This is a genomic window from Salegentibacter flavus, assembly GCF_900115145.1.
GTDB lineage: Bacteria > Bacteroidota > Bacteroidia > Flavobacteriales > Flavobacteriaceae > Salegentibacter > Salegentibacter flavus.
In genome coordinates this window covers 41,651-63,903 of record NZ_FOVL01000009.1, presented here as the reverse complement: position 1 = coordinate 63,903, position 22,253 = coordinate 41,651, and the positions used below count along the sequence as shown (strand labels likewise).

15 protein-coding genes are annotated in these 22,253 nt (G+C 39.2%); 9 read left to right on the top strand and 6 right to left on the bottom strand.

Going from position 1 to position 22,253, the window contains the following annotated elements; all coding sequences use genetic code 11:
* Window positions 1-51: 51 nt before the first annotated feature.
* The gene (locus BM266_RS08690; RefSeq protein ID WP_093408432.1) at window positions 52-891 is read left to right on the top strand and encodes a CvfB family protein; all 840 of its coding nucleotides are present in this window, start codon (window positions 52-54) and stop codon (window positions 889-891) included.
* On the opposite strand, the gene BM266_RS08685 is transcribed toward BM266_RS08690, so the two are convergent.
* Window positions 885-1,367 (bottom strand): hypothetical protein, encoded by a 483-nt coding sequence (locus BM266_RS08685; protein ID WP_093408429.1) that lies wholly within the window; start codon window positions 1,365-1,367, stop codon window positions 885-887. The genes BM266_RS08690 and BM266_RS08685 overlap by 7 nt on opposite strands.
* Before the next feature lie 113 nt (window positions 1,368-1,480).
* Between BM266_RS08685 and BM266_RS08680 the strand changes: the two genes are divergently transcribed.
* Genes BM266_RS08680 through BM266_RS08670 form a run of 3 tightly spaced genes read left to right on the top strand, consistent with a single transcriptional unit; the run spans window position 1,481 to window position 4,345 of the window.
* Entirely contained in the window at window positions 1,481-2,320 is an 840-nt protein-coding gene (locus BM266_RS08680; protein ID WP_093408427.1) for a 1,4-dihydroxy-2-naphthoyl-CoA synthase, read from the top strand.
* Window positions 2,308-2,835 carry a PH domain-containing protein gene (locus tag BM266_RS08675; RefSeq protein ID WP_093408424.1) on the top strand — a complete coding sequence of 176 codons (528 nt, stop codon included), beginning with the start codon at window positions 2,308-2,310 and terminating at the stop codon, window positions 2,833-2,835. Before BM266_RS08680 ends, BM266_RS08675 begins: the two co-directional genes overlap by 13 nt.
* The gene (locus BM266_RS08670) at window positions 2,822-4,345 is read left to right on the top strand and encodes a PH domain-containing protein (protein WP_093408422.1); all 1,524 of its coding nucleotides are present in this window, start codon (window positions 2,822-2,824) and stop codon (window positions 4,343-4,345) included. The genes BM266_RS08675 and BM266_RS08670 overlap by 14 nt, the downstream gene beginning before the upstream one ends.
* A gap of 90 nt (window positions 4,346-4,435) precedes the next feature.
* On the opposite strand, the gene BM266_RS08665 is transcribed toward BM266_RS08670, so the two are convergent.
* The 4 genes from BM266_RS08665 to uvrA all read right to left on the bottom strand — a co-directional run bounded on the left by BM266_RS08665 (window position 4,436) and on the right by uvrA (window position 13,469).
* A complete protein-coding gene (locus BM266_RS08665; protein WP_093408419.1) occupies window positions 4,436-6,838 on the bottom strand; it encodes an alpha-ketoacid dehydrogenase subunit alpha/beta in 2,403 nt (800 codons plus the stop codon).
* Window positions 6,839-7,042: 204 nt separating this feature from the next.
* A complete protein-coding gene (locus tag BM266_RS08660) occupies window positions 7,043-9,853 on the bottom strand; it encodes a gluzincin family metallopeptidase (RefSeq protein WP_093408569.1) in 2,811 nt (936 codons plus the stop codon).
* A 77-nt stretch (window positions 9,854-9,930) separates the two neighbouring features.
* Window positions 9,931-10,620 carry an LOG family protein gene (locus tag BM266_RS08655; protein WP_093408417.1) on the bottom strand — a complete coding sequence of 230 codons (690 nt, stop codon included), beginning with the start codon at window positions 10,618-10,620 and terminating at the stop codon, window positions 9,931-9,933.
* 17 nt (window positions 10,621-10,637) lie between these two features.
* Window positions 10,638-13,469: an excinuclease ABC subunit UvrA gene (uvrA, locus tag BM266_RS08650; protein WP_093408415.1), complete on the bottom strand. Its 2,832-nt coding sequence runs from the start codon at window positions 13,467-13,469 to the stop codon at window positions 10,638-10,640.
* 426 nt (window positions 13,470-13,895) lie between these two features.
* Between uvrA and BM266_RS08645 the strand changes: the two genes are divergently transcribed.
* From BM266_RS08645 to BM266_RS08625, 5 genes are all read left to right on the top strand, one after another.
* Window positions 13,896-14,912, top strand: coding sequence for a LuxR C-terminal-related transcriptional regulator (locus BM266_RS08645; protein ID WP_093408413.1), 1,017 nt, complete (start codon window positions 13,896-13,898; stop codon window positions 14,910-14,912).
* A gap of 227 nt (window positions 14,913-15,139) precedes the next feature.
* Entirely contained in the window at window positions 15,140-16,798 is a 1,659-nt protein-coding gene (locus BM266_RS08640) for a hypothetical protein (protein WP_139220613.1), read from the top strand.
* A gap of 160 nt (window positions 16,799-16,958) precedes the next feature.
* Window positions 16,959-18,350, top strand: coding sequence for a hypothetical protein (locus BM266_RS08635; RefSeq protein ID WP_093408408.1), 1,392 nt, complete (start codon window positions 16,959-16,961; stop codon window positions 18,348-18,350).
* 79 nt (window positions 18,351-18,429) lie between these two features.
* Window positions 18,430-19,911, top strand: coding sequence for a thrombospondin type 3 repeat-containing protein (locus BM266_RS17585; protein WP_093408405.1), 1,482 nt, complete (start codon window positions 18,430-18,432; stop codon window positions 19,909-19,911).
* 447 nt (window positions 19,912-20,358) lie between these two features.
* A complete protein-coding gene (locus BM266_RS08625) occupies window positions 20,359-21,384 on the top strand; it encodes a M12 family metallopeptidase (protein WP_093408403.1) in 1,026 nt (341 codons plus the stop codon).
* Window positions 21,385-21,572: 188 nt separating this feature from the next.
* Here BM266_RS08625 and BM266_RS08620 read toward each other — a convergent pair whose 3' ends face one another.
* Window positions 21,573-22,163 (bottom strand): acyl carrier protein phosphodiesterase, encoded by a 591-nt coding sequence (locus BM266_RS08620; protein WP_093408400.1) that lies wholly within the window; start codon window positions 22,161-22,163, stop codon window positions 21,573-21,575.
* Between the last annotated feature and the right edge of the window lie 90 nt (window positions 22,164-22,253).

Here is a 22,253-nt window from a genome sequence, read left to right as displayed (position 1 = left end):
TTAAGTGAAAGCCGGTAATTATAAAGTATCTTTGCATTTTAAATTTTTGTTATGCTGAATATTGGTGAATATCACACCCTTACTATAGATCGGGAAACCGAGCCCGGACTTTTTCTTACCAATGAAGAAGGTGATGAGGTTTTGCTTCCGAATAAATACATCCCTGAAACCTGGGAAATAGGTGGAGAAATTGAAGTTTTTGTCTACCTGGACCACGAAGAAAGGCCGGTAGCGACTACGCTGAAACCTTTGGTGAAACTTGATGAATTCGCTTTTTTAAAGTGTGTGGAAGTAAATGAATTCGGTGCCTTCCTTGACTGGGGACTAGAAAAGCATTTGTTTGTTCCTTTCAAGGAACAGGCTTACCCGATGAAACAAGGTGGTAGATATTTGATTTTTTGTTATTTAGACGAAGAAACCAATCGCTTGGTGGCTTCCAGTAAGGTTCACGCTTTCCTTGATAATTCTGAGTTAACTGTCGAACCTTTTGAAGAAGTAGATCTAATTATCAGTAATAAGTCTGACTTGGGTTATAACGTGATCATCAATGAAATTCATCAGGGTCTGATCTATAACGATGAGATCTTCCAGCCTATTAATGTAGGGGATCATATGAAAGGTATAATCAAAAAAACAAGGCCCGACGGGAAAATAGATGTTATGCTTCAGCGGCCCGGCTACCGAAGTATTGAACCCAATGCCCAACGCATTTTAGATGAACTCGCCGCAAACCACGGCCATCTTAAACTCACCGATAAATCTGATCCTGCCCAGATACAAAATATGCTGGAGATGAGTAAAAAGAGTTTTAAGCGAGCTGCAGGAAATCTTTATAAGCAACGCAAGATCGACATCACTGAAGACGGGATTTACCTAAGAGAAAATCAATAATACCTGCCGTAAGGAGAATAATATGGTCTGCGCCCATACATGCTTCTCACTGCTGAGTTGTGGAGAGCGTTTTGGTAAATTCGTTGGTTTCGGTAATAGGGGTTTGAATTAAGGGCCTCGTTTTCTACTTCAGCCCGGTTGTACAATCCAGTGTTATTAGAGATTTCAAAATCCTTTCTTTCCTTTTTAGGGATGGGCGAACCAATATCTACAGTGCGCTGCCGGTAGTTATTCTTTTCATCGATTAGGGCAACGATATCTATTCCGTTTCTTTTATTTTGGTTTATATTAAGGAATTTTCCATTGGGTAAATTAAAGTTAGATTTCTCAAATCCAAAATCAAAATATTCCAGGCTTCGGTTGAGTTCCTTCCGGTTCAATTCAAAATCGGCGGCATTCCAGGCTTCAAATTCCTGAGCTACAAGGCCTGAAATACCAGAGAAGAAGAAAAAAAGAAAAAGTAAGCGGAATTTCATTTGGGAGTTTTTTGTAATTATATCAAAAACAATGCAAATCTAAGCGCTTTTGTTTAAATTTTAAATTCTTCGGAAGCATCAAAAAATCTTATTTTTACATTAAAATAGAACTTATGAGCAAAATAGACTGGAAAACAGTTAAAGAATATGAAGATATAACCTATAAGAAAGCCAATGGGGTAGCCCGTATAGCTTTTAACCGCCCGGAGGTTAGAAATGCCTTCAGGCCTAAGACTACCAGCGAGTTACTGGATGCCTTTCATAATGCCCACGAGGATACTTCTGTTGGCGTTGTTTTGCTTTCAGCAGAAGGACCTTCAGCTAAGGATGGGAAGTGGGCATTTTGCAGCGGAGGTGATCAAAAAGCACGCGGGCACCAGGGTTATGTTGGGGAAGATGGTTATCACCGCCTGAATATTTTGGAAGTTCAACGTCTAATTCGGTTTATGCCGAAAGCTGTTATTTGCGTGGTTCCCGGTTGGGCTGTAGGTGGCGGGCATAGTTTGCACGTGGTTTGCGACCTAACGCTTGCCAGTAAGGAACACGCTATTTTCAAACAAACCGATGCCGATGTAACCAGTTTTGATGCCGGGTATGGATCGGCTTATCTTGCGAAAATGGTAGGCCAGAAGAAAGCCCGTGAGATCTTTTTCCTCGGAAGAAATTACTCAGCCCAGGAAGCTTACGAAATGGGAATGGTTAATGCGGTAATTCCGCACGATGTGCTGGAAGATACCGCTTATGAATGGGCGCAGGAAATTATGGAAAAATCGCCAACTTCTATAAAAATGTTGAAATTCGCCATGAATATGACCGATGACGGAATGGTTGGTCAGCAGGTTTTTGCAGGAGAAGTTACGCGTCTTGCCTATATGACCGATGAAGCCAAAGAAGGACGTGATGCTTTTCTGGAAAAAAGAAAACCTAATTTTGATAAAAAATGGATCCCATAGCCCAAGATTTTAATAACGAACAGATAGATTTAGCTTCTTTACCCAAATATGAGTCGGTAGCTTTTTCTTCAGTTTCGTCTAAGTATCTTATAAAAATGAATATTCAGACGGGCATTTTTATGCTCGTCTTGTTTATTGCGCTAGGTGTTTTCTGGTTTTTTCAGCTAGATCCTCTGCAGTCAGGGCTTATTTTTTCAATTATTTTAATAGCTTTTGTATTCCGGTTTTGGAACAATTATAAGCTGCTTCAAACTTTGGGTTATTCCATAAGGGAAAAAGACATTATTTACAGAAGAGGTTTTATTTTCAATAAGACAACTGTAATTCCATTTAACAGGGTGCAACACGCTTCAATTTCACGAGGGGTGTGGGATAAGGTTTTAGGCATTTCCAGCCTCAATGTTTTTACCGCCGGAGGAAGTGGGAGCGATATCACCATTCCCGGATTAGAACCGGAAATGGCACTCAAATTAAAAGAAGCCATTGCGGTAAAGATCTCCAATGATGAATCCTGAAGCCTATAGCACCACCCAGCACCAATCCATAGCCGGGATTCTTCTAATTTACCTTTCCAGTCTTTATAAATTATTTAGAATGTTTTGGGCTCTGGGTGCCTATTTATTATTAAGTAGCCCTAGTAAAACTACTTTAATCTACACCGGCTTAGGTTTGCTTGTATTATTAGTTTTGACCTTAATCTATAGCTACCTGTATTATCGCAGGTTTATTTTTTATATTGATTATGAGCGGGAAGAATTTATTTTGGAAAAAGGGGTTTTTTCTACGGAAAACACCGCGATTCCTTTTGATAAGATCCAGCAAGTTTATTTTAAGCGATCTATTCTGCAAAGATTGATAAAGGTTTATAGCCTCGTAATAGATACCGCCGGAAGCAATCAAAAGGAAGTGGAGATAAAAGCTATTTCCGGAGAGGATGCTAACAGGCTTTCGAAAATTCTTTTAAAGGCTAAATCTGAGAAAACTGAAACAGAACAATTTGGTAAGGAATCTACAATAGAAGGAGAAAGCCAGGAAGCCTGGACCCATAAAGTTGGAGTTTTTACATTACTGAAAATTGGGATAAGCACCAATTATTTACGCGGTCTGTCTTTTATTTTCGTTTTTGTAATGACAATTTACAACAGGATAAATACTTATTTTGAAGATCGGATGGAGGATGTTGAAGTTTATGTCTCTCAGTTTTCAGGGGTATTGCAATCCATCGGCTTCCTAGCGATGCTTTTTGTACTGCTTTTGCTGTTGAGTATCAGTATTACAATTATTGAAGTTTTTATTAAATATTACGGTTTAAAAATTCAGCAGAATAAGAATAAAATGGAGGTAGAAATGGGTTTGAAGACCAATACCAAAGTTTCCCTGCAACCCAGAAGGCTTCAGTTGATGCGAATCAAAACAAATCCTGTTCAGGGGCGTTTAAATCTTTACGAAGCCCAGATTTCCTTATCCAGTAGTGAGAATGAACTTCAGAAAAATAAAATAAAGATTCCCGGATTAGGAAAAGGGATCGTAAAAAGAATAAAATATTTTTTATATCCTGAATCTTCTGAATCCAGCTTCAGAACTATTTTTAAACCGGATAAGTTATTGTTATTCCGGAAAATTTCACTGGCGATGTTGCCTGTGTTGGTCTTCCTGTCTTTATGGTATTTTACAGATTTTATAAAATTGCAATTCTGGGCGGTTCTGGTTCTGGCGGGCTTATATATTATTGCTGCTGTAAGTTTACAAATACTTGCATTTAAAGCCCGAAAACTAATAGTAACCGAGGAATTCTTACAAAAGAAAAAGGGATTTTGGAATAAGACCGAAGAAACCCTGGAATTGTTTAAAATACAATCTATTAGTGTGAAGCAACCAATCTGGTATCGCCGAAGAAACCTGGTAAATATCGTATTTCATACTGCCGGAGGCGATCTAAGATTTTATGCGGTTGCTAAGGAGGTTTTGCCTTACATAAATTATGTATTGTATAAGGCAGAAGTTACTTCAAAAAACTGGATGTGAGAAAGTAAGGCCGTTCTTAAAAAATCGGAATAAAAAAGCCACGGATTTATTTAATTATCCGTGGCTTTTCACCTTTAACTAATTAATTTTTTATCTAAGTTTTGGATATTTTTCAGGATTTACTTCGTGAAAAATGCTGTAAACTTTTTCAAAGATATCATCAGATGATGGTTTTGAAAAATAATCGCCATCGGTACCATAGGCAGGACGGTGTTCTTTTGCCGTTAAAGTATCTGGCTTACTATCCAGGAATCTGTATGCATTTTGTTCGTTGAGCACTTTATCCAGAATAAATGCTGAAGCTCCTCCTGGAACATCTTCATCTATCACGAGAAGACGATTGGTCTTTTCTACGCTTTTTACAATATCGTGATCTAAATCGAATGGAAGCAGGGATTGTATATCAATAACTTCAGCATTGATCCCGAATTCTTCCAGCTCGTGGGCGGTTTGCTCAACAATTCTTAGAGTAGAACCGTAGGAAACCAGAGTAATGTCTTTCCCTTCTTTTACCGTTTCTACTTTCCCAAAAGGAGTGCGTATCTCAGCCAGGTTTTCAGGCATTTTTTCTTTTAGGCGGTATCCGTTCAGGCATTCCACAAGGAGTGCCGGCGTATCCTGCTCGAGAAGGGAGTTGTAGAATCCTGCCGCTTTGGTCATATTTCTTGGAACGAGAACATAAATTCCGCGTACCAGGTTTAAAATACCACCCATTGGGGAGCCACTATGCCAGATTCCTTCCAATCTGTGACCACGGGTTCTTATAATAAGCGGAGCTTTTTGTTTTCCTTTGGTACGGTATTGCAAGGTAGAAAGATCGTCACTAATGGTTTGCAGGGCATACATTAAATAATCTAAATACTGGACCTCTGCAATTGGACGAAGGCCCCGCATCGACATCCCAATTCCCTGACCTAAAATTGTTGCTTCACGAATTCCTACATCGGCTACCCGAAGTTTTCCGTATTTTTTCTGAAGCCCTTCCAAGCCCTGGTTCACGTCACCAATTTCCCCGGAATCTTCTCCGAAGATTAAGGTCTCCGGTTTGTTTCCAAAGATCTGGTCGAAATTATCACGAAGGATAATACGCCCGTCCACTTCCTGGGCATCTGCGCCGTATTGAGGTTTTACCTCTTCAACAGGAGATTGATTTTCCATATATAAATGGCTGCTATAGGCATCTTTTACCAGGACTTCAAATGTTTTCATCCAACCCAGAAGTTCCTGCTTCAATGCCAGCTCGTCCTGAACAAGGAAGCGTAAACTTTTTCTGGCTGCGGAAAACACATCCTTTTTAAGCGGATCTTTTATTGCTTTTAACTCTTTGGCGAGGCTTACTATCTCATTCTTTTTTTCGGAAGATTTTGAAATTTCCGCAAGAAGTTTGATCAACTCCTTTTGCTTCTCTTTCATTGGGTTTGCATAATTATCCCAGGCGGTTCTTTTACCTTCCCGAACCTCTTTCTTTATTTCTTTTTCGATGTTTTCAAGATCTTCTTCCGTAGCAAAATCATTGCTGATGATCCATTCCCTGAATTTCACATTACAATCATATTCCCGCTCCCAGGTAAGTCTTTGTTCGTTTTTATACCGCTCGTGAGATCCCGAGGTAGAATGGCCCTGAGGTTGGGTTAATTCCTTCACGTGAATAAGCACCGGAGAATGTTCTTTTCTGGCAATTGTGGCTGCTTTTTCATAAGCTTCAACCAAAGCAACATAATCCCAGCCGTTTACAATAATTATCTCGTAACCTTTATGGTCTTCATCGCGTTGAAAACCCTTGACGATCTCTGAAATATTTTCTTTGGTAGTTTGATGCCGGGCGTGAACCGAAATCCCGTATTCGTCATCCCAAACGCTTAAAACCATAGGCACTTGTAGTACTCCGGCTGCATTTAGGGCTTCCCAGAAATGACCTTCGCTGGTACTCGCATTTCCGATGGTTCCCCAAGCTACCTCATTACCGTTTTCTGAAAATTTTTCAGCATCAATTCCTTCAACATTGCGATAGATTTTTGATGCCTGGGCAAGACCCAAAAGTCGGGGCATCTGGCCTGCTGTAGGAGAGATATCGGCGCTGGAATTCTTTTGCTGCATCAGGTTTTTCCAGCTCCCGTCTTCGTTTAAACTGTGAGTGGAGAAATGGCCTCCCATTTGCCTTCCGGCAGACATAGGCTCATTTTCTATTTTATTATCGGCGTAAAGTCCTGCGAAAAACTGTTCAATACTAAGTTTATTGATCGCCATCATAAAGGTTTGATCACGGTAATACCCAGACCTAAAATCGCCATTTTTAAAGGCCTTAGCCATAGCGAGTTGCGGCACTTCCTTTCCATCACCAAAAATCCCGAATTTAGCTTTCCCGGTGAGCACCTCCCTTCTTCCCAGTAAGCTGCATTCGCGGCTGGTAACCGCTATGCGGTAATCTTCGATCACTTGTGCCTTGAAATCTTCAAATGAAATTGAATCTTTAGTCTGTGTTTCGCTTTGCATGGACATTCATTTTATTGAATAACAAATGTAACGAAAACTATAATTATACACAATTCATTAAAAGCTGAATATTTTACGAAATAATTAAATTTTTTAATTTAAATTGTCATTTACGAAATAAAATGGAAGTGTTTAACTGTTTAGGTGAATTTCACATAATTGGATACCTTATAAGCACAAATATGCGAATGCTTTAAATATTTGTTAATACCACCGGCGGGTGAAGAGTTTAATAAGGGTATTTATATCCAGGGAGACGATGAACCGTATCTTTTGGTCATAATTTTTTTGACCAACTTCCCAACCTAAGCTGGAATATACCGGGAAAAACACCTCGAAATAATCGTCTACAAGACTAAGGCGCAAACCCGAATCGTAGAGAAATTTCGCACTTTCAAACTGGTTTTTTACCAGACCTGCATCAGCATATACAAAGATGAATTTCCACAAATTTGTACTCCCGTTAGCCGTGGTAAGCCACTGGTTGGCATATTCGGGTTGCAATTGAGATTTGAAACCACCTTCAGCAACAATAATTTGTTGGCTGAAAAGCCCGCTACCCTGACTTCTTCCGTAATAATTATAGTCGAACAAATAATCTGTAGGGCGATCAAGGGCAAAGCTGAAATAATCGGTTTTTTGACTATCGTTATATAAAAATGCTCCTGCGAAGAATCTTAGGTTAATCTGCCGGTTGCTTTTAAAGAGTTTACGGTATTCAAGGCTCATAGAAACTTTGCTGAATTTTTCCGCAAGCTGATAATCGAAAGAAGCCCCATGAAAGTCTACCAAATGTGGTTTGCTGTACTGATAATTAATGTTGAAAACATTATAATCTGGCCGGGCCATTGGAACAGCGGGATTTTTATCCCTTCTTACATTTACATTCCTGATAAGTAAACGTTGCCGTTCATTATTCCTTAAGTATTTGTCTCTGAAGTAAAAGCCAATAAAAGGAGTGTATTTCTCGTAGAAAAGACCATAGTTATAAGAATAGCGGGAACCACTAAGACCATAGCGTATGGAATGTAGTTCTTTATTCTCAAATTGTTGGTTGTATAATAAAGAGGCAGAACCCACAATGGTTTTACTGTTAAACCCGTATTTAGGAGAAATACTGAATTGGAAATTTTTATTCAGGAAGGTTTTGTTGTACATCTTGGGCCCAATAGAAACACCGTCATAAAGGTTATAATCGAATTCTGGCATAAAGAAAACCTGCGTATAACGCGGATCTTCAATATCCTGTAATAGTCTGAATTGCAGGGGCTTATTAAATAATGTGGTTACCCGTTTATAATTATCACGCTGATTAATTTCAGGTATTATTCCTTCATAGTTCAAGGCAAGCCGGTCTATATCTTTTCGGGGAATATTTACGGTCTTTTCTCTTTCAAAATCATCCACCCAGGTTTTATAAACGATTTGTCCATCGTTAAGGCCATAGAGAGAAACGGGGAAACCGTTTCTGCGTTTGTTCAGGACAGTTACTTTTAGCGAATCTTTTGTCTTTACCAGATTATTTATTCTGAAATCAATTTTTTCATTCTTAGCTACATATTCCTCAAAAAACCAGGAGATATCTTTATCAGTTCCTTCTTCCAGATAGGATTCAAAATCTTTTTCTGAAACCGGCTCCATGCTTTTTTCTTTATAGAACTTCTGAATGGAATTTTTTATAGCGTCACTTTCAACGTAATCCTCCAGGTATTTTATTCCTACCCCGGCTTTGTATGGGTTTGCAATATTTATATTAAATTTTATGAGGGAATCCTGAGAGGTAGCCAGTGGCTGATCCAGATTGAGTCTTGCCGTATTCATATGGAGAAACTGGTACTGGTCATTAAATTCCAGGTCGGCGGCGTGAAACCATCTAATTCCAATAATATCACTTAGGTTCCCAATTAACTTCATCCTGGGATAATACGTGTCCACATAATCCATCATAAGAGAAATGAGAATAGCATCTTTAACCCACTGTTCATCCCGTGGATTTACCTGAATTGAATTATTCAACAGGTTGTTAACTATGGTCTTAAACTGTTTGATATCATACTGAAAACTATCTGGGTAGGGCCTTAAGAAACCCGGGAGTTGGTTGAGACCATAGATTGGACTGTTTAAATAATCCTCCTGAGTAACAAATAAGGTACTATGGGGATAAGTTCCCAGACGCTGATAAATGAACTTTATTATTCTGTCGAGAATGGCATTTTTTACTATCGGCTGGAGCCCATCGTCTTCTACATCGGTTAGAATTTCGTGGGAGTGGGCGTATTCAGAGTCAAAGAGATAACTTTTTGTAAGGTAGAGTTTAGATTCTGTCCTGTCCAGTCCTACAAGTTGAACGGTTTTTATACCGTTTGGGGTATGGGAACTTCTTTTGGCCAGAGCACTCGCAATATAGAGGTTTTGAGGAATGCTCAGGGTGATGTTAAGTCTAGCCGGCGTAGTGAATTGATTGTCAAGGTTACGATGACTAAAAATCTGCCAACCATCCCGGTATACCGCTAAATTGATATACCAGTATCTTAACTTGTAATTCCCAACATTGTCTACCCCGTATCGGGTAAACTTATCAGATGGGATTTTTAACTTATAATCCAGATGAATTTCAAATTCTTCTCCCGGTGGTAAAGCCTGTGGTAATTCAACTTTAATAATATCGGGATGTAATTCCGGCCTGCTCCAGGTAAGGGCATTACCAGATTTTTGAGAAAGCGAATTTATGGAAGTACCTCCTCTTTCAATTTCCTTTGAAAAATGAAAGCGTCGGGAAAATTCTTCAGCAAACCTTCGGGCCAGGGGAGTGGATTTACTGCTGAAAGCATTCGCCCAGTCATTTAAATAAATTTCCCTTAATGTATCTTTACTTTCGTTCTTGTAAATGATCTCCTGCTGAATATCAAAGGTTCTCAGGGAGTCATTTAACTGCGCATCGATAGTAATAGAGTTTTGAGAAAAACCCAAACCTATTCCTGTAATGAGCAGCAGGTAAAATATAAAATACTTCAAGGGAAACAAGGCTATTTAGCGTGTAACAGATTTTTTTTAAATATAATCAAAGTTTATTACCCCTATACTGATTATGATTAGAAGTTAGGACTTAAGTTGTACTCATCGTAGAACTGGTTAAGGATTTCAATGACTTCATCTTCAGTATCCACCACCTGAACCAGGTCCATATCGGGTTCACTAATATTTTGAAAGCTATCCAGAAGGGTTTTTCGCACCCAATCTATGAGGCCACCCCAGAATTCGGTGCCTACCAGTATTATAGGGAATTTATCTATTTTATGGGTCTGAATAAGGGTTATCGCTTCAAAAAGTTCGTCCAGCGTTCCAAAACCACCTGGCATTACTACAAATCCCTGAGAATATTTCACGAACATTACTTTTCTAACAAAGAAATAATCAAAATCAAGACTTTTATCATTATCGATATAAGGATTATCGTGCTGCTCAAAAGGCAGGTCTATATTAAGTCCCACTGAAGTCCCGCCGCCTAGATGGGCTCCTTTATTACCAGCTTCCATAATTCCGGGGCCACCACCGGTAATTACACCATAGCCGTTTTCAACTATTTTTTTAGATATTTTTTCTGCCAGTTTGTAGTATTTCTGGTCCGGTTTTGTTCGGGCAGATCCAAAAATAGTAACACAGGGACCTATTTGACTTAGTTTTTCATAACCGTGTACAAATTCCCCCATTATCTTAAAAATAGCCCAGGAATCGTTTGTTTTAATTTCGTTCCAGGCTTTATTCTTTAAACTTGTTTGCATATTAGATTTTTGATAATTTAATTTAATTCTTTTTTAAGGTAGGGAGCGGTATAACCTTTTCCAGACCTAGCCACTTCTTCCGGTGTTCCCTTAGCGATAAGTTTCCCGCCATTTTTGCCACCTTCGGGACCAATATCTATGATATAATCTGCCATTTTAATCACGTCCATATTATGTTCGATAATTAAAACAGTATTCCCCTTATCGGCTAATTTATTTAAAACATCCATCAGCACTCTGATGTCTTCAAAGTGTAATCCTGTTGTTGGTTCGTCTAGAATATAAAAGGTATTACCGGTGTCTCTTTTAGAAAGTTCAGTAGCCAGTTTAATTCGCTGTGCTTCCCCTCCGGAAAGAGTAGTGCTTTGCTGGCCCAGGGTGATATATCCTAAACCAACATCCTGAATGGTCTTTAGTTTGCGGTAAATTTTTGGAATAGCTTCAAAAAATTGGGTAGCATCATTAATGGTCATTTCCAGTACATCAGAAATCGATTTCCCCTTATACCGAATTTCCAGGGTCTCACGATTAAAGCGTTTTCCCTGGCAGGTTTCACATTCCACATAAACATCAGGGAGGAAATTCATCTCTATCACTCTAAGGCCACCGCCTTTACAGGTCTCACATCTTCCGCCTTTTACGTTGAAACTAAAGCGGCCCGGCTTGTAACCCCGAATAAGGGATTCAGGGGTTTTGGCGAAAAGATTCCTAATCTCAGAAAACACTCCCGTATAGGTTGCCGGGTTGGAACGTGGAGTTCTTCCAATTGGCGTCTGGTTGATGTCGATCACCTTATCGAGATTATCCAGGCCTTTTATGGAAGTATAAGGCATAGGAACTTTAACTCCATTAAAATAATAGGCATTCATAATGGGGTAGAGCGTTTCATTGATCAGGGTAGATTTGCCGCTACCGGAAACTCCGGTTACAGCCACCATTTTTCCCAGAGGAATTTTTACCGAAACTTTCTTTAGGTTATTGCCGGTAGCCCCCTTTAATTCTATAAATTTTCCGTTGCCTTTTCTTCTTTTTTCAGGAACCATAATTTCTTTAGTTCCATTAAGATAAGCAGCGGTAAGGGTGTCGTGTTCTTTTAATTCTGAAGGTGTCCCTTCACTAATTATCTCTCCACCGTGTTTTCCGGCTTCGGGGCCAATATCTATCACGTGGTCAGCCCGCTCTATCATATCCTTATCGTGCTCCACCACGATAACCGAATTTCCCAGGTCGCGCAGAGAAACCAGGGAATTGATGAGTTTTTCATTGTCCCGCTGATGTAATCCAATGCTGGGTTCATCTAAAATGTAGAGCACCCCTACCAACTGGGAACCTATTTGGGTAGCCAGCCTGATACGTTGAGCTTCTCCTCCCGAAAGCGATTTAGAGCCCCGGTTGAGAGCAAGGTAGGTTAGACCGACATCTACGAGGAACTGAATTCTGGTTCGAATTTCCTTAATTACTTCTGAAGCGATCTGATTTTGTTTTGTGCTGAGGTGTTTCTCCAGGCCTTTAAACCATTTCGCCAGATCGCTGATATCCAGCTGGGCGAGATCGGCGATATTTTTATCGTGAATCATAAAGTAAAGAGACTCTTTCTTCAAACGTGTGCCCTGGCACTCGGGGCATTCTATCTTATCCATATATTCCTTAGCCCAACGTCTAAGGGAGGTAGAATCGTTATTATAATAGGTGTTTTCAATAAAAGTAGCTACTCCTTCAAAATCGATTTTAAAATCGCGGGTAATTCCCAGGGTTTTGGATTCTTTGGAGAATTTTTCCTTCCCGCCGAAAAGTATGAGGTCCATTGCTTCTTTTGGAATTTTACTAATAGGCTCGGAAAGCTTAAAATCATATTTTTCAGCAATTAGTTCCAGCTGCGAGAAGATCCAGTTCTTTTTTTGGGGACCATGAGGCGCGAGGCCGCCGTTTTGAATGCTCTTTTTTGGATCTGGGATGATTTTATCGATATTAACCTTGAATAAGGTGCCTATCCCGTTACAGGAATCACAGGCGCCCTTTGGAGAATTAAAGGAAAATGTATTAGGCTCCGGATTTGGATAAGATATTCCGGTAGTGGGACACATAAGCGTTCGGCTAAAGAAACGGAGTTCCCCGGTTTCCTGCTCCATGATCATAAGCACATCGTTGCCATGATACATGGCAGTTTTTATACTTTCGTCCAGACGTTTATCGGCCTCGGTTTTATCGTCTATCTTCAGGCGGTCTACTACAATTTCGATATCGTGGGTGACATAGCGGTCCAGCTTCATTCCTTTTACGATGTCTCTTATCTCGCCATCGGTGCGTACTTTTACGAAACCCTGTTTTGCGATCTGCTCAAAGAGCTCGCGGTAATGTCCTTTTCTTGATCTCACCGCCGGAGCCAGGACATTTACCCTTTTTCCTTTAAAATCCTGCAGGATCAGATCTTTGATCTGGCTATCGGAATAACTAACCATCTTCTCTCCGGTATTATAACTGTATGCTTCCCCGGCGCGGGCATATAAAAGTCGTAGAAAGTCATAAATTTCAGTAATAGTACCCACGGTACTTCGGGGATTCTTACTGGTGGTTTTTTGTTCAATGGCAATAACCGGGGAAAGCCCGTCTATTTTATCAACATCTGGGCGTTCAAGACCTCCCAGAAACTGCCTGGCATAGGCCGAAAATGTTTCGATGTACCTACGCTGTCCTTCAGCATAAATCGTATCAAAAGCCAGGGATGATTTCCCTGAACCTGAAAGTCCGGTAATTACCACCAGTTTTTGACGTGGAATTCTTACATCAATGTTTTTAAGATTGTGGACCCGGGCTCCTAAAACTTCTATATATTCTTCGAATTTTGCCATATTTTTAAACAAGGTGGCAAAGGTACTTAAAGTGTTGCTAACTAAAAAGAAAGCTTATTCTGATGCCTGTTAATTAAGATGTAATATTTTTAGTGGTTTTGTATTGTTTTAGGAATTTTATGGAAATCCATAAATGCAAATGGTTTGTTAAATAAAACTATATGGTTGCATAAAATTCAAATTTAAACTGTGAAAATTAGTTTTAAATCAGGAAATAAACCTGTGGAATGTCAGTATAATATTACAGAAAATATTTCCAGAGAATGGGGATTTTCACCTATATTTATAATAGTAAATTCTTACCCAAATCTTTAATTATTCCCCCCCGGAAGCCAAACTCCATTTTATTGCGGGTTTGTAGACTACTGCCCCAAACAGATAGTATTGCTTATTAACCAGTGCTCAGGCACACTAAAATATATTGGAATGATTACAGATAAAAAGCAACTGCTGTTAATTACCAGCAGGAGTGAACTCCAGAGGGGCATTAAGGATGGACTAAGTTTACATTTTGAAGTTCATACAGCCAGTTCTTTGCACACAGGATTCAATTGTGCATTGAATCTATTACCGGATATCATCTTAATAGATTATGCTTCCTACAGATCCGGAAGAAACTTTAAAAATATCTCAAATTTTAAATCTACTCATTTTCTCAACAAAGCCTGGCTAATCGTTTATGCGGAAGAAAGCCTGAAAATGGAAGTAGAAAGTCGTTTTAGAAGAGTAGTAGACGAATTTATCTATTCCCCCTCGGTCCAGGCCCTGTGCGGGAAACTCATAAAACTCGTTTTTGCGAATAATTCGCTTTCTAATTTCTGGAAAGATTCCTTTATGGGGCTCTTCAATTTAATGGCGAAGCCTGTAGTCTTGCTTCAGCAGGACGAAATTGTCGCGATGAACGATTCTTTCAAACAGCACTTCAGAATAGAGAAAACCAAGGGATTAAAACTTACCGACCTGGTGCAATGTGAGAATAAAGCTAAGGTGAAAAATGCTCTTCGGAATTTTGGCAGAGGGAAACATATGAAAGCATCTACAAAAACCGCTCTCCTTCTCAGGTCCAATAAAGTGCGCGATGCGAAAATAAGTTTCTCAAAACTGAATAAGAATTACGGGAATCATTTTATTATGATAATAGATTTCAATGGAGATGAGGTTATGGTAAATCCTAAGCTCGGGACAAATTCAGAACTGGTAGAGGCTTGTTTTAAGGAAAACAGTAATATTCCTGAATTTAGCTTCACAAAAAGGGAGAAAGAGATTATCCAGTTATTGATCAAGGGTTATAAAACAAAGGATATTTCTTCTACCTTATTTATTTCGCCAAAGACCATAGAGAAGCATCGATCCAATATTATAAAAAGAACCAATTCTGAGACGATACTTGAAAGTATTATCTATGCCATTAACCATAATTTGATTGATTCTCAAAAGGCCTAAAAAAACCAAGTGATACAATTTTACGGGTTTTCCCCTATGTACTTCCCATTTAAATTGAAGTACTTTTATTAATGAATTTAGGATAAGATAGTCACCCCACTTTCCATCTTATCTGTAAGCCAACTTTCCCCAACAACTGTGTTTAATGCATTTTTGATAGATCACCCATTTTGGGCACCTATATATTTATTAACCATTCTAAAATAATTATTAACTAAAAATCTTTAATGATGAAAAACTTTAAGTATTATTTTTCAGCAATTGCAATTTTCGCAATGCTATTTACTTCCTGTAGTACAGACGATGAATCTTCTGTCATCGAAAATCAGGAGCAAGCGACCCTTTCCTTTGCATCGGCTTTAAATGACTTGATGGATAATGCCACTAAACAATCAGTTGGCGATCTAATTCCATTATGTAGTGATGATGCGCCTGCCTATGTACACGTTGTACTTACCGGTGAGGAAAATGTTGGTGAAATGGGCGATCCTCTTATGATCCCCGTAAATGAAACTCCTATTGAAGAAGATGGGGAAATGGTTTATTTCACAGAGGAATCTGCCGACCTTGAACTCACTCCCGGAGATTACCAACTTACTTATTTTGCTGTCTTTAGTGAAGACGATGTTTTGATCTGGATAGCACCGGTATCAGGCGGTGAACTCGCAGACTTCGTTGATACTCCTTTACCACTTGATATTTCGCTTGGTGCCGGAGTTAAAAAGTATGTAGATGTAGAAGTGCTGTGTTTTGATGATCGTCTGGTCAATGAATATGGTTACTTATTCTTTGATATTATAGGTAAGGAAGCTTTTGAATATTGCTTCTTTGTGAACTATTGTGATGACGATGGCAGACACTACCCTGGTTACTATGAAGTGACTATTACTCTTGATGATGGAACAGTTCTATACGACGGAGTTACAAATACAGTATCTACCGAAGGTGAAGACCCATCTGCAGAGCCATTATGTTTTGCACTTCCGAATATTGCTTCTTACGGAGATGATGTTGAATACATCCATTATGAAGTTACTTTACTTGACTGGGATGATGTATATGGAACTGTAGGAGAATATACGGAAAGTGGTTCTCTAAGCCGAAATGACATCGAAGCCAATTTTGACGGAGATGACAATGTAGATTACGAACACATTCGTTTCAATTGTGGCGACACACCTCCTCCTGCTGACGACGACGATGATGATGTTCCTAATGATGATGATAACTGTCCAAATGTTTACAATCCAGATCAGGAAAATTCTGACAACGATAGTCATGGAGATGCTTGTGACAACTGTCCTTTCGTAGATAATGAAGACCAAGCCGATACCGATGGTGATGGTGTAGGTGATGCCTGTGACCAATGTCCAGGTGAAGATGATACCATTGATGACAATGATAACGGCATTCCAGACTGTCTTGAAGATGATAACGGAGGGGGAGATGATCCCGTTGCCGATCTTGATGACTGTGAAACCGCCTTTATGGTTGGAAATTACACGCTTCAGGACCTTGAATTAGGTAATGCCAGATGGGGATGGGCGCTTAATTTTGATGGTGAAGATGGTACCTACGAGTATAACATCTATGCCGGAGCTGCTCAAAACGATACTGATAAGGGAACCCTTGTGGGAGTAGTTACCCTTGAAGTTGACGGTGATGATGTTGAGGTAGAGATTGATCTTTACGGAGGTGTTGATGCTGAAGGCGGACATATTTACTTCGATGATGAAGATGCGCCAACAACTACGGCTCCCGGACAATTCGGAGATGAACTTTCTGAGTTTGACGATATCGAGACATGGAGTACCGAATATTCCGGTGACGGCGACTTCTGGTTGGTTGTACACCTGGATGTTTGTCCAGACGAATCAGAGTTATAAATCTTGATGTAGTAAAATTAATATCCGGTTCTCCAATTTATGGAGAGCCGGAGATTAATCAGCTGCATATTTCACTGAGATTATGAAAAGTTGCGGCCAATCGGCCATCTCAATAACTTTATTAACCATTCACTTATTTATTAACCTTAAATTTTTTATTATGAAAAACTTTAAACTATTCCTGGGAGGTATTGCGGTTTTTGCGATGCTTTTTACCTCCTGTAGTAAGGAAGAAACTCCGGTGATCGACAACGGAGGCGAGAAAGCAACCCTTTCCTTTGGAGCACTGCTGAATGATCTTGTCACAACCAGCAGACAACAGGCCGATCTCGGTATTCCCGTTTGTGTAGATGATGCACCGGCTTATGTAGAAGTAATTCTAACCGGAGATGAGAATGTTGGAACCGAAGAAGATCCTTTGGTGATCGATGTTAATCCTACTCCTATCCAGGAAAATGGGGAGGATGTATGGTTCACTCAGGAATCCGGAGATCTTGAATTAACACCAGGGTCTTATACTTTAACATATTTTGCAGTATTTAATGCGGAAGGAGACATGATCTGGCTTGCACCTACCACCGATGGGGATCTTGCCGACTTTGTTGATAATCCACTTCCCCTTGACATCAATCTTGGAGCCGGAGTTAAAAAATATGTTGATGTAGAAGTACTCTGTTTTGATGACCGTTTGGTGAACGAATACGGATACCTGTTCTTCGATATTATTGGAAAAGAAGCAATAGAGTTCTGTATTTTCGGAAACTTCTGTCCTCCTAGTGGAAGACACTATCCAGCTGCCTTTAGTGTAGATGTATGGGTATGGGAAGATGGCGAAAAAGGCACTCAGCTTTATGATGATCTAAGCAATACCGTAGAATTAAATGACGATGGAGACTGGGCAGGAACCCCATTATGTATGGCCTTACCAGACACCAGCGGCGATGATGAATACTATTATGAAATCACGCTCTTAAGTTCTGATGCCTACGGAGATGTTATTGAAGAAATAATTAGAGTAGGTACTATCACCGATACTGAAGTAAAAAGCTTCTTTGATGGCGAGGATAGCCTTGATTACTGGCACTTCCGTGAAGGTTGTGAAACCGGTGATGAACCTCCTATTTTCCAGGATCCAAGAGAGGATGCTAAGCATTATAAAGCCTGTTTATATCCTGAAAATGGATCTGAGGTATTTGGGTTCGCCTATTTTAAGCTTGAAGACAATATGCTGAGAGCAACAGTAATGGCAACTAACCTTGAAAAAGGTCAGCACAAAACACATCCTCAGCATATTCATGAAGGTGACAACTGTGATGATTCGGGATTACCAATCTTTGATTTGGATGAACAAAACGGAGAATGGCCAAGAGCTCATTCTATGTGGGGATGGCTTAACTATAACAGAGTATTTACTCTAAGCGATCCTGAATTAGCTGCATTAGGACAATTGCAGGATAGAACTATCAATATTCATGGGATGACGGTAGACGGGGAATATGTTCCCGGAATTCCAGTAGCCTGTGGAGCAATTGATCTGCATGAATTTGACTAAAATAATTAAGGGAAAGGTGGAAATACGCCTTTCCCTTTTTTACCAAACACTTTTATAACCATTCTTAAATAATTTAATTATGAAAAATTTTAATAAGTACATTGGGGCCATTGCTATAATAGCAATGTTATTTACCTCGTGTAGTAAAGAAGAAACTGATGTTTTACAGGATGAAGCCAAAGCCACTTTGTCTTTTGGTACTGTCCTAAATGATCTGGTGAACAATAGCAAGCAGCAGGCTGACTTAGGAATTCCTGTTTGTGTGGATGATGAACCTGCTTATGTAGAAGTGGTACTAACAGGTGATGAGGGCCTGGGGAGCATGGAAGAACCATTAGTGATTAATGTTAATCCTACACCCATACAAGAAGATGGAGAAGATGTATGGTTTACTGAGGAATCTGCGGATCTTGAACTTACTCCTGGGGACTATGTTTTAACATATTTTGCTGTTTTCAATGAAGGAGGGGATCGTATCTGGCTTGCTCCAACAATGGGAGGCGACCTGGACGATTTTGTAGATAACCCCCTTCCACTTGATATAAGTCTTGGAGCCGGAGTAAAAAAATATGTAGACGTAGAGGTTTTATGTTTTGATGACCGTATGGTTAACGAATATGGATATCTGTTCTTCGATATAATTGGAAAAGAAGCTTTTGAATTCTGTGTTTTTGCCAATTATTGTGATGAAAACGGAAGGCATTATCCTGCTTACTATTCTTTTGAAGTATATATGGGTACTGATGATAGCGGGGATTTATTATATAATGAATTATTATACCCTGTACCTAGCACAGATGGTGAAGATCCATCAGTAGCACCATTATGTTTTGCTCTACCTAATCCAACTAACCTGGATGGTGATGTTCCTTATATTTACTGGAGAGCTACTTTAGAAGATTGGGATGCTGTTTATGGAGAAGCTCCAGAAATGGTTCTTGACGGTACATTAACCAGAAATGCTATTATGTCGCTTTTAAATGATGATGGAGAAACTGCAGAGTATGCTCACCTGAGATTTGGCTGCGATGATGACAACGGCGGTGGAAACGGTGGTCCACAAGACTCTGATGGGGACGGCATACCAGACAGCCAGGATAACTGTCCTAATCTGGCTAATCCAGACCAGGATCCTGATGCAGATTGCGACGGAATAATTGATGCTGAAGAAGCTGAAGGATGTGTGAACAATCCTGATCCAACCTGTGGAGCAGTGGTAATAGTTCCTTGTTTACCAGATCCTGATACTACAAGTAATTGTGAGACTACAAGCTTTAGTGAGGAAAATGTGAGTGATCAATTTCCTTATCAATTACTTGTTGACGGTACCGAAGTTGGAAATGTAGCAGTAAGTGTTAATGGTAGCGGTGATGTGATTATTGAAATAACTATGAATATAGCCAATGATGCTTATTTAGTTGATGAAACTGAAGTTATTATTGGAGACTATATAGAATGTTTCAATTTCGATAATGAAGGCACTGCAACAATGACTATCGAGGGTGATTACACCCTAGGATTTGATTTGGATATGAGGGTAAACGTTTGCCCTGCAATTTAATTCTATACTAACCAGTTATTGATTAACCGGGGGGTGACTAATATACTGGTTAGTTTTTATTATCATCCTTTGCGATGGTAGTAAAAGGAGGCTGTTCGGATTTTCCGAACAGCTTTTTTTTGTTAAAATTATCAAAAAGTTTTATTAAAATATGAAGTTTCCTATGTTAGTAATGGCTAACTCAGAGTGTTACAGGGTTTAATAATCAATTTTGACCTTTAAGTAATTCATTTTCAGTGAGTTTTGTTGCATTATCAAGAAGAGAGATATTTATCTACCCTGCCCCGGATACGTAATTATTTTGATTCTTGTAATTTTTTGTAGGAAACTGACTGTTAATTAATTAGAAGCTTAATTGATAAAAATTTTTGGAATAACCTTTGTAAAACCTGAGTCAGTAAATTTAATTAAAATCATTATTAACAAAATTTAGGAAAAACCCTACTTATGAGAAAAAGCAAATTTATGTTACTATCGGTTCTAGCGATTCTGGCCTGTAGTAAAGACCCGGTTAATGAAACGGAAGAAGCAGAAACGCAAACAGAAACCAACGAAGTTGGAGAATCACTTACAGAGATAGCCTATCCCGATAATGTTGGACCCGTATCAGATGTTTATTATACTGGACAAAAAATCCCGGTTGAGAAACACGGTCAGGATTATGTTTACCAAGGGGATATAATGATTCCCGCTCATTTAACCAGTTCAGAGCCTCAGAAACTGGTTTATGAAAAAGGTGAAAAAGTTGATGTTAAAAGTGTGGGTCGTACTAACGGGTTATGGCCGGATAATAAGGTCTATTATTCTATTGACGGAAGCTTATCCAGTAAAGAGAGGGTGTATGATGCCCTGAAGCATTGGGAAGCTAATACCAATATTGAATTTATTGAAAGGTCTGGACAGTCGAATTACGTATACTTCACTTCCGGTTCCGGGTGTTCTTCCTATGTTGGAATGATTGGAGGGAGACAAAACATTACTCTTTCAAGTAGTTGCTCTACCGGAAATACGATTCATGAAATAGGACACGCTGTTGGACTATGGCACGAGCAAAGCAGGGCCGACAGAAATAACTATATTACCGTTCATTATGATAATGTGAAGAGTGGGACTGAGCATAATTTCCATACTTATGACGATGGAGGATTCGATGGCGATGAATATACTTCAAGCCTGGATCTGGGGTCAATAATGATGTATGGCTCTTATTCTTTCTCCAAGAATGGAGAACCTACAATTACAAAGACCAACGGGAGCACCTATAACGTGCAACGTACCCAGTTATCCAGTGGAGATAAACAAGGAATAGCTGCCATGTACCCTGGAGGTACAACTGCTCCTACATATGAAAACGGAGAATATTATACTATTAATGGAGTGACGGTTTTACGTATGTATGATAATTGGTATCTCAAAACCCAATTTGGATGGAGAAGATTAAATTTAATTGATGGAGTTTGGTACTGGGCCTAGCCTTTTAACCTATTCCTAAAAAAAGCCCGGAAATTTCCGGGCTTTTTTTTTTGTGTTAACAATTTTTGGATTTCAGGTTGGGTAATCCCATTCCACACAAAGTTGTGTTAATATTCCCCAAAAATCTTCCAAAAAAAATAGAACTCAAAAGAAGGCTGTAAATAATTTTAAAAAATACAGGAAATCCCTTAGTCCTTTAATTGCTCAATTTCTTTTGAAGTAAAATCTATTAGGTCTGGAAAAAACTCCAGGAACTCATTTTCGAAGTCTTTATAATATATTTCCAATTCTTTTACGGCGAGATGCAATTGTGAAATAAAGCTTGTCCTCCCGTTCATCTGAGCCAATATTTTTTCTACTCCCTCTAATGTGGCATAACATAAAAACCAGTCATCGCGTAACATATAGGGAAAAAAATCCTGAACCTGCCGAGGTAAAAATTCCCAGTTTTCTTCGAGTAGGGCATAAAAATTATTAGTGTATTCTTCAAGCGGTTCTTTAGAATATTTATTCCAGTTGGCAGCGAGAAAATGATCATAGAACATATCTACAATTACCCCGCTATAATGTCGATATTTTGGGAAAAGTCTTTTCCTGCTTTTTCCGAAAACCGGATGTACGTCTGTATAGGTATCTATGGCCCTGTGTAGAATAATTCCTTGCTGAATTCTTCCGGGATACTTTAGAAAATCCTTCCCTTTCACAGAGTCGGCAATAAAGTTGCCGATTTTCAACTCATTATCCTCTCCAGAGAGATATATATGGGCCAGGTAGTTCATTGAAGAAAGTTAGTGAATTCTGGCTTTTTCCTGTTTATTTTGTGTTAAGTTTTGTCTGATACTTCCTGCGACTTGTATATTTGTTAAAAT

Bases quoted from the DNA above. Each gene is read 5' to 3' on its own strand.
- BM266_RS08690 (WP_093408432.1), top strand. From the start codon at position 52: ATGCTGAATATTGGTGAATATCACACCCTTACTATAGATCGGGAAACC.
- BM266_RS08685 (WP_093408429.1), bottom strand. From the start codon at position 1,367: ATGAAATTCCGCTTACTTTTTCTTTTTTTCTTCTTCTCTGGTATTTCA.
- BM266_RS08680 (WP_093408427.1), top strand. From the start codon at position 1,481: ATGAGCAAAATAGACTGGAAAACAGTTAAAGAATATGAAGATATAACC.
- BM266_RS08675 (WP_093408424.1), top strand. From the start codon at position 2,308: ATGGATCCCATAGCCCAAGATTTTAATAACGAACAGATAGATTTAGCT.
- BM266_RS08670 (WP_093408422.1), top strand. From the start codon at position 2,822: ATGATGAATCCTGAAGCCTATAGCACCACCCAGCACCAATCCATAGCC.
- BM266_RS08665 (WP_093408419.1), bottom strand. From the start codon at position 6,838: ATGCAAAGCGAAACACAGACTAAAGATTCAATTTCATTTGAAGATTTC.
- BM266_RS08655 (WP_093408417.1), bottom strand. From the start codon at position 10,620: ATGCAAACAAGTTTAAAGAATAAAGCCTGGAACGAAATTAAAACAAAC.
- uvrA (WP_093408415.1), bottom strand. From the start codon at position 13,469: ATGGCAAAATTCGAAGAATATATAGAAGTTTTAGGAGCCCGGGTCCAC.
- BM266_RS08645 (WP_093408413.1), top strand. From the start codon at position 13,896: ATGATTACAGATAAAAAGCAACTGCTGTTAATTACCAGCAGGAGTGAA.
- BM266_RS08640 (WP_139220613.1), top strand. From the start codon at position 15,140: ATGATGAAAAACTTTAAGTATTATTTTTCAGCAATTGCAATTTTCGCA.
- BM266_RS08635 (WP_093408408.1), top strand. From the start codon at position 16,959: ATGAAAAACTTTAAACTATTCCTGGGAGGTATTGCGGTTTTTGCGATG.
- BM266_RS17585 (WP_093408405.1), top strand. From the start codon at position 18,430: ATGAAAAATTTTAATAAGTACATTGGGGCCATTGCTATAATAGCAATG.
- BM266_RS08625 (WP_093408403.1), top strand. From the start codon at position 20,359: ATGAGAAAAAGCAAATTTATGTTACTATCGGTTCTAGCGATTCTGGCC.
- BM266_RS08620 (WP_093408400.1), bottom strand. From the start codon at position 22,163: ATGAACTACCTGGCCCATATATATCTCTCTGGAGAGGATAATGAGTTG.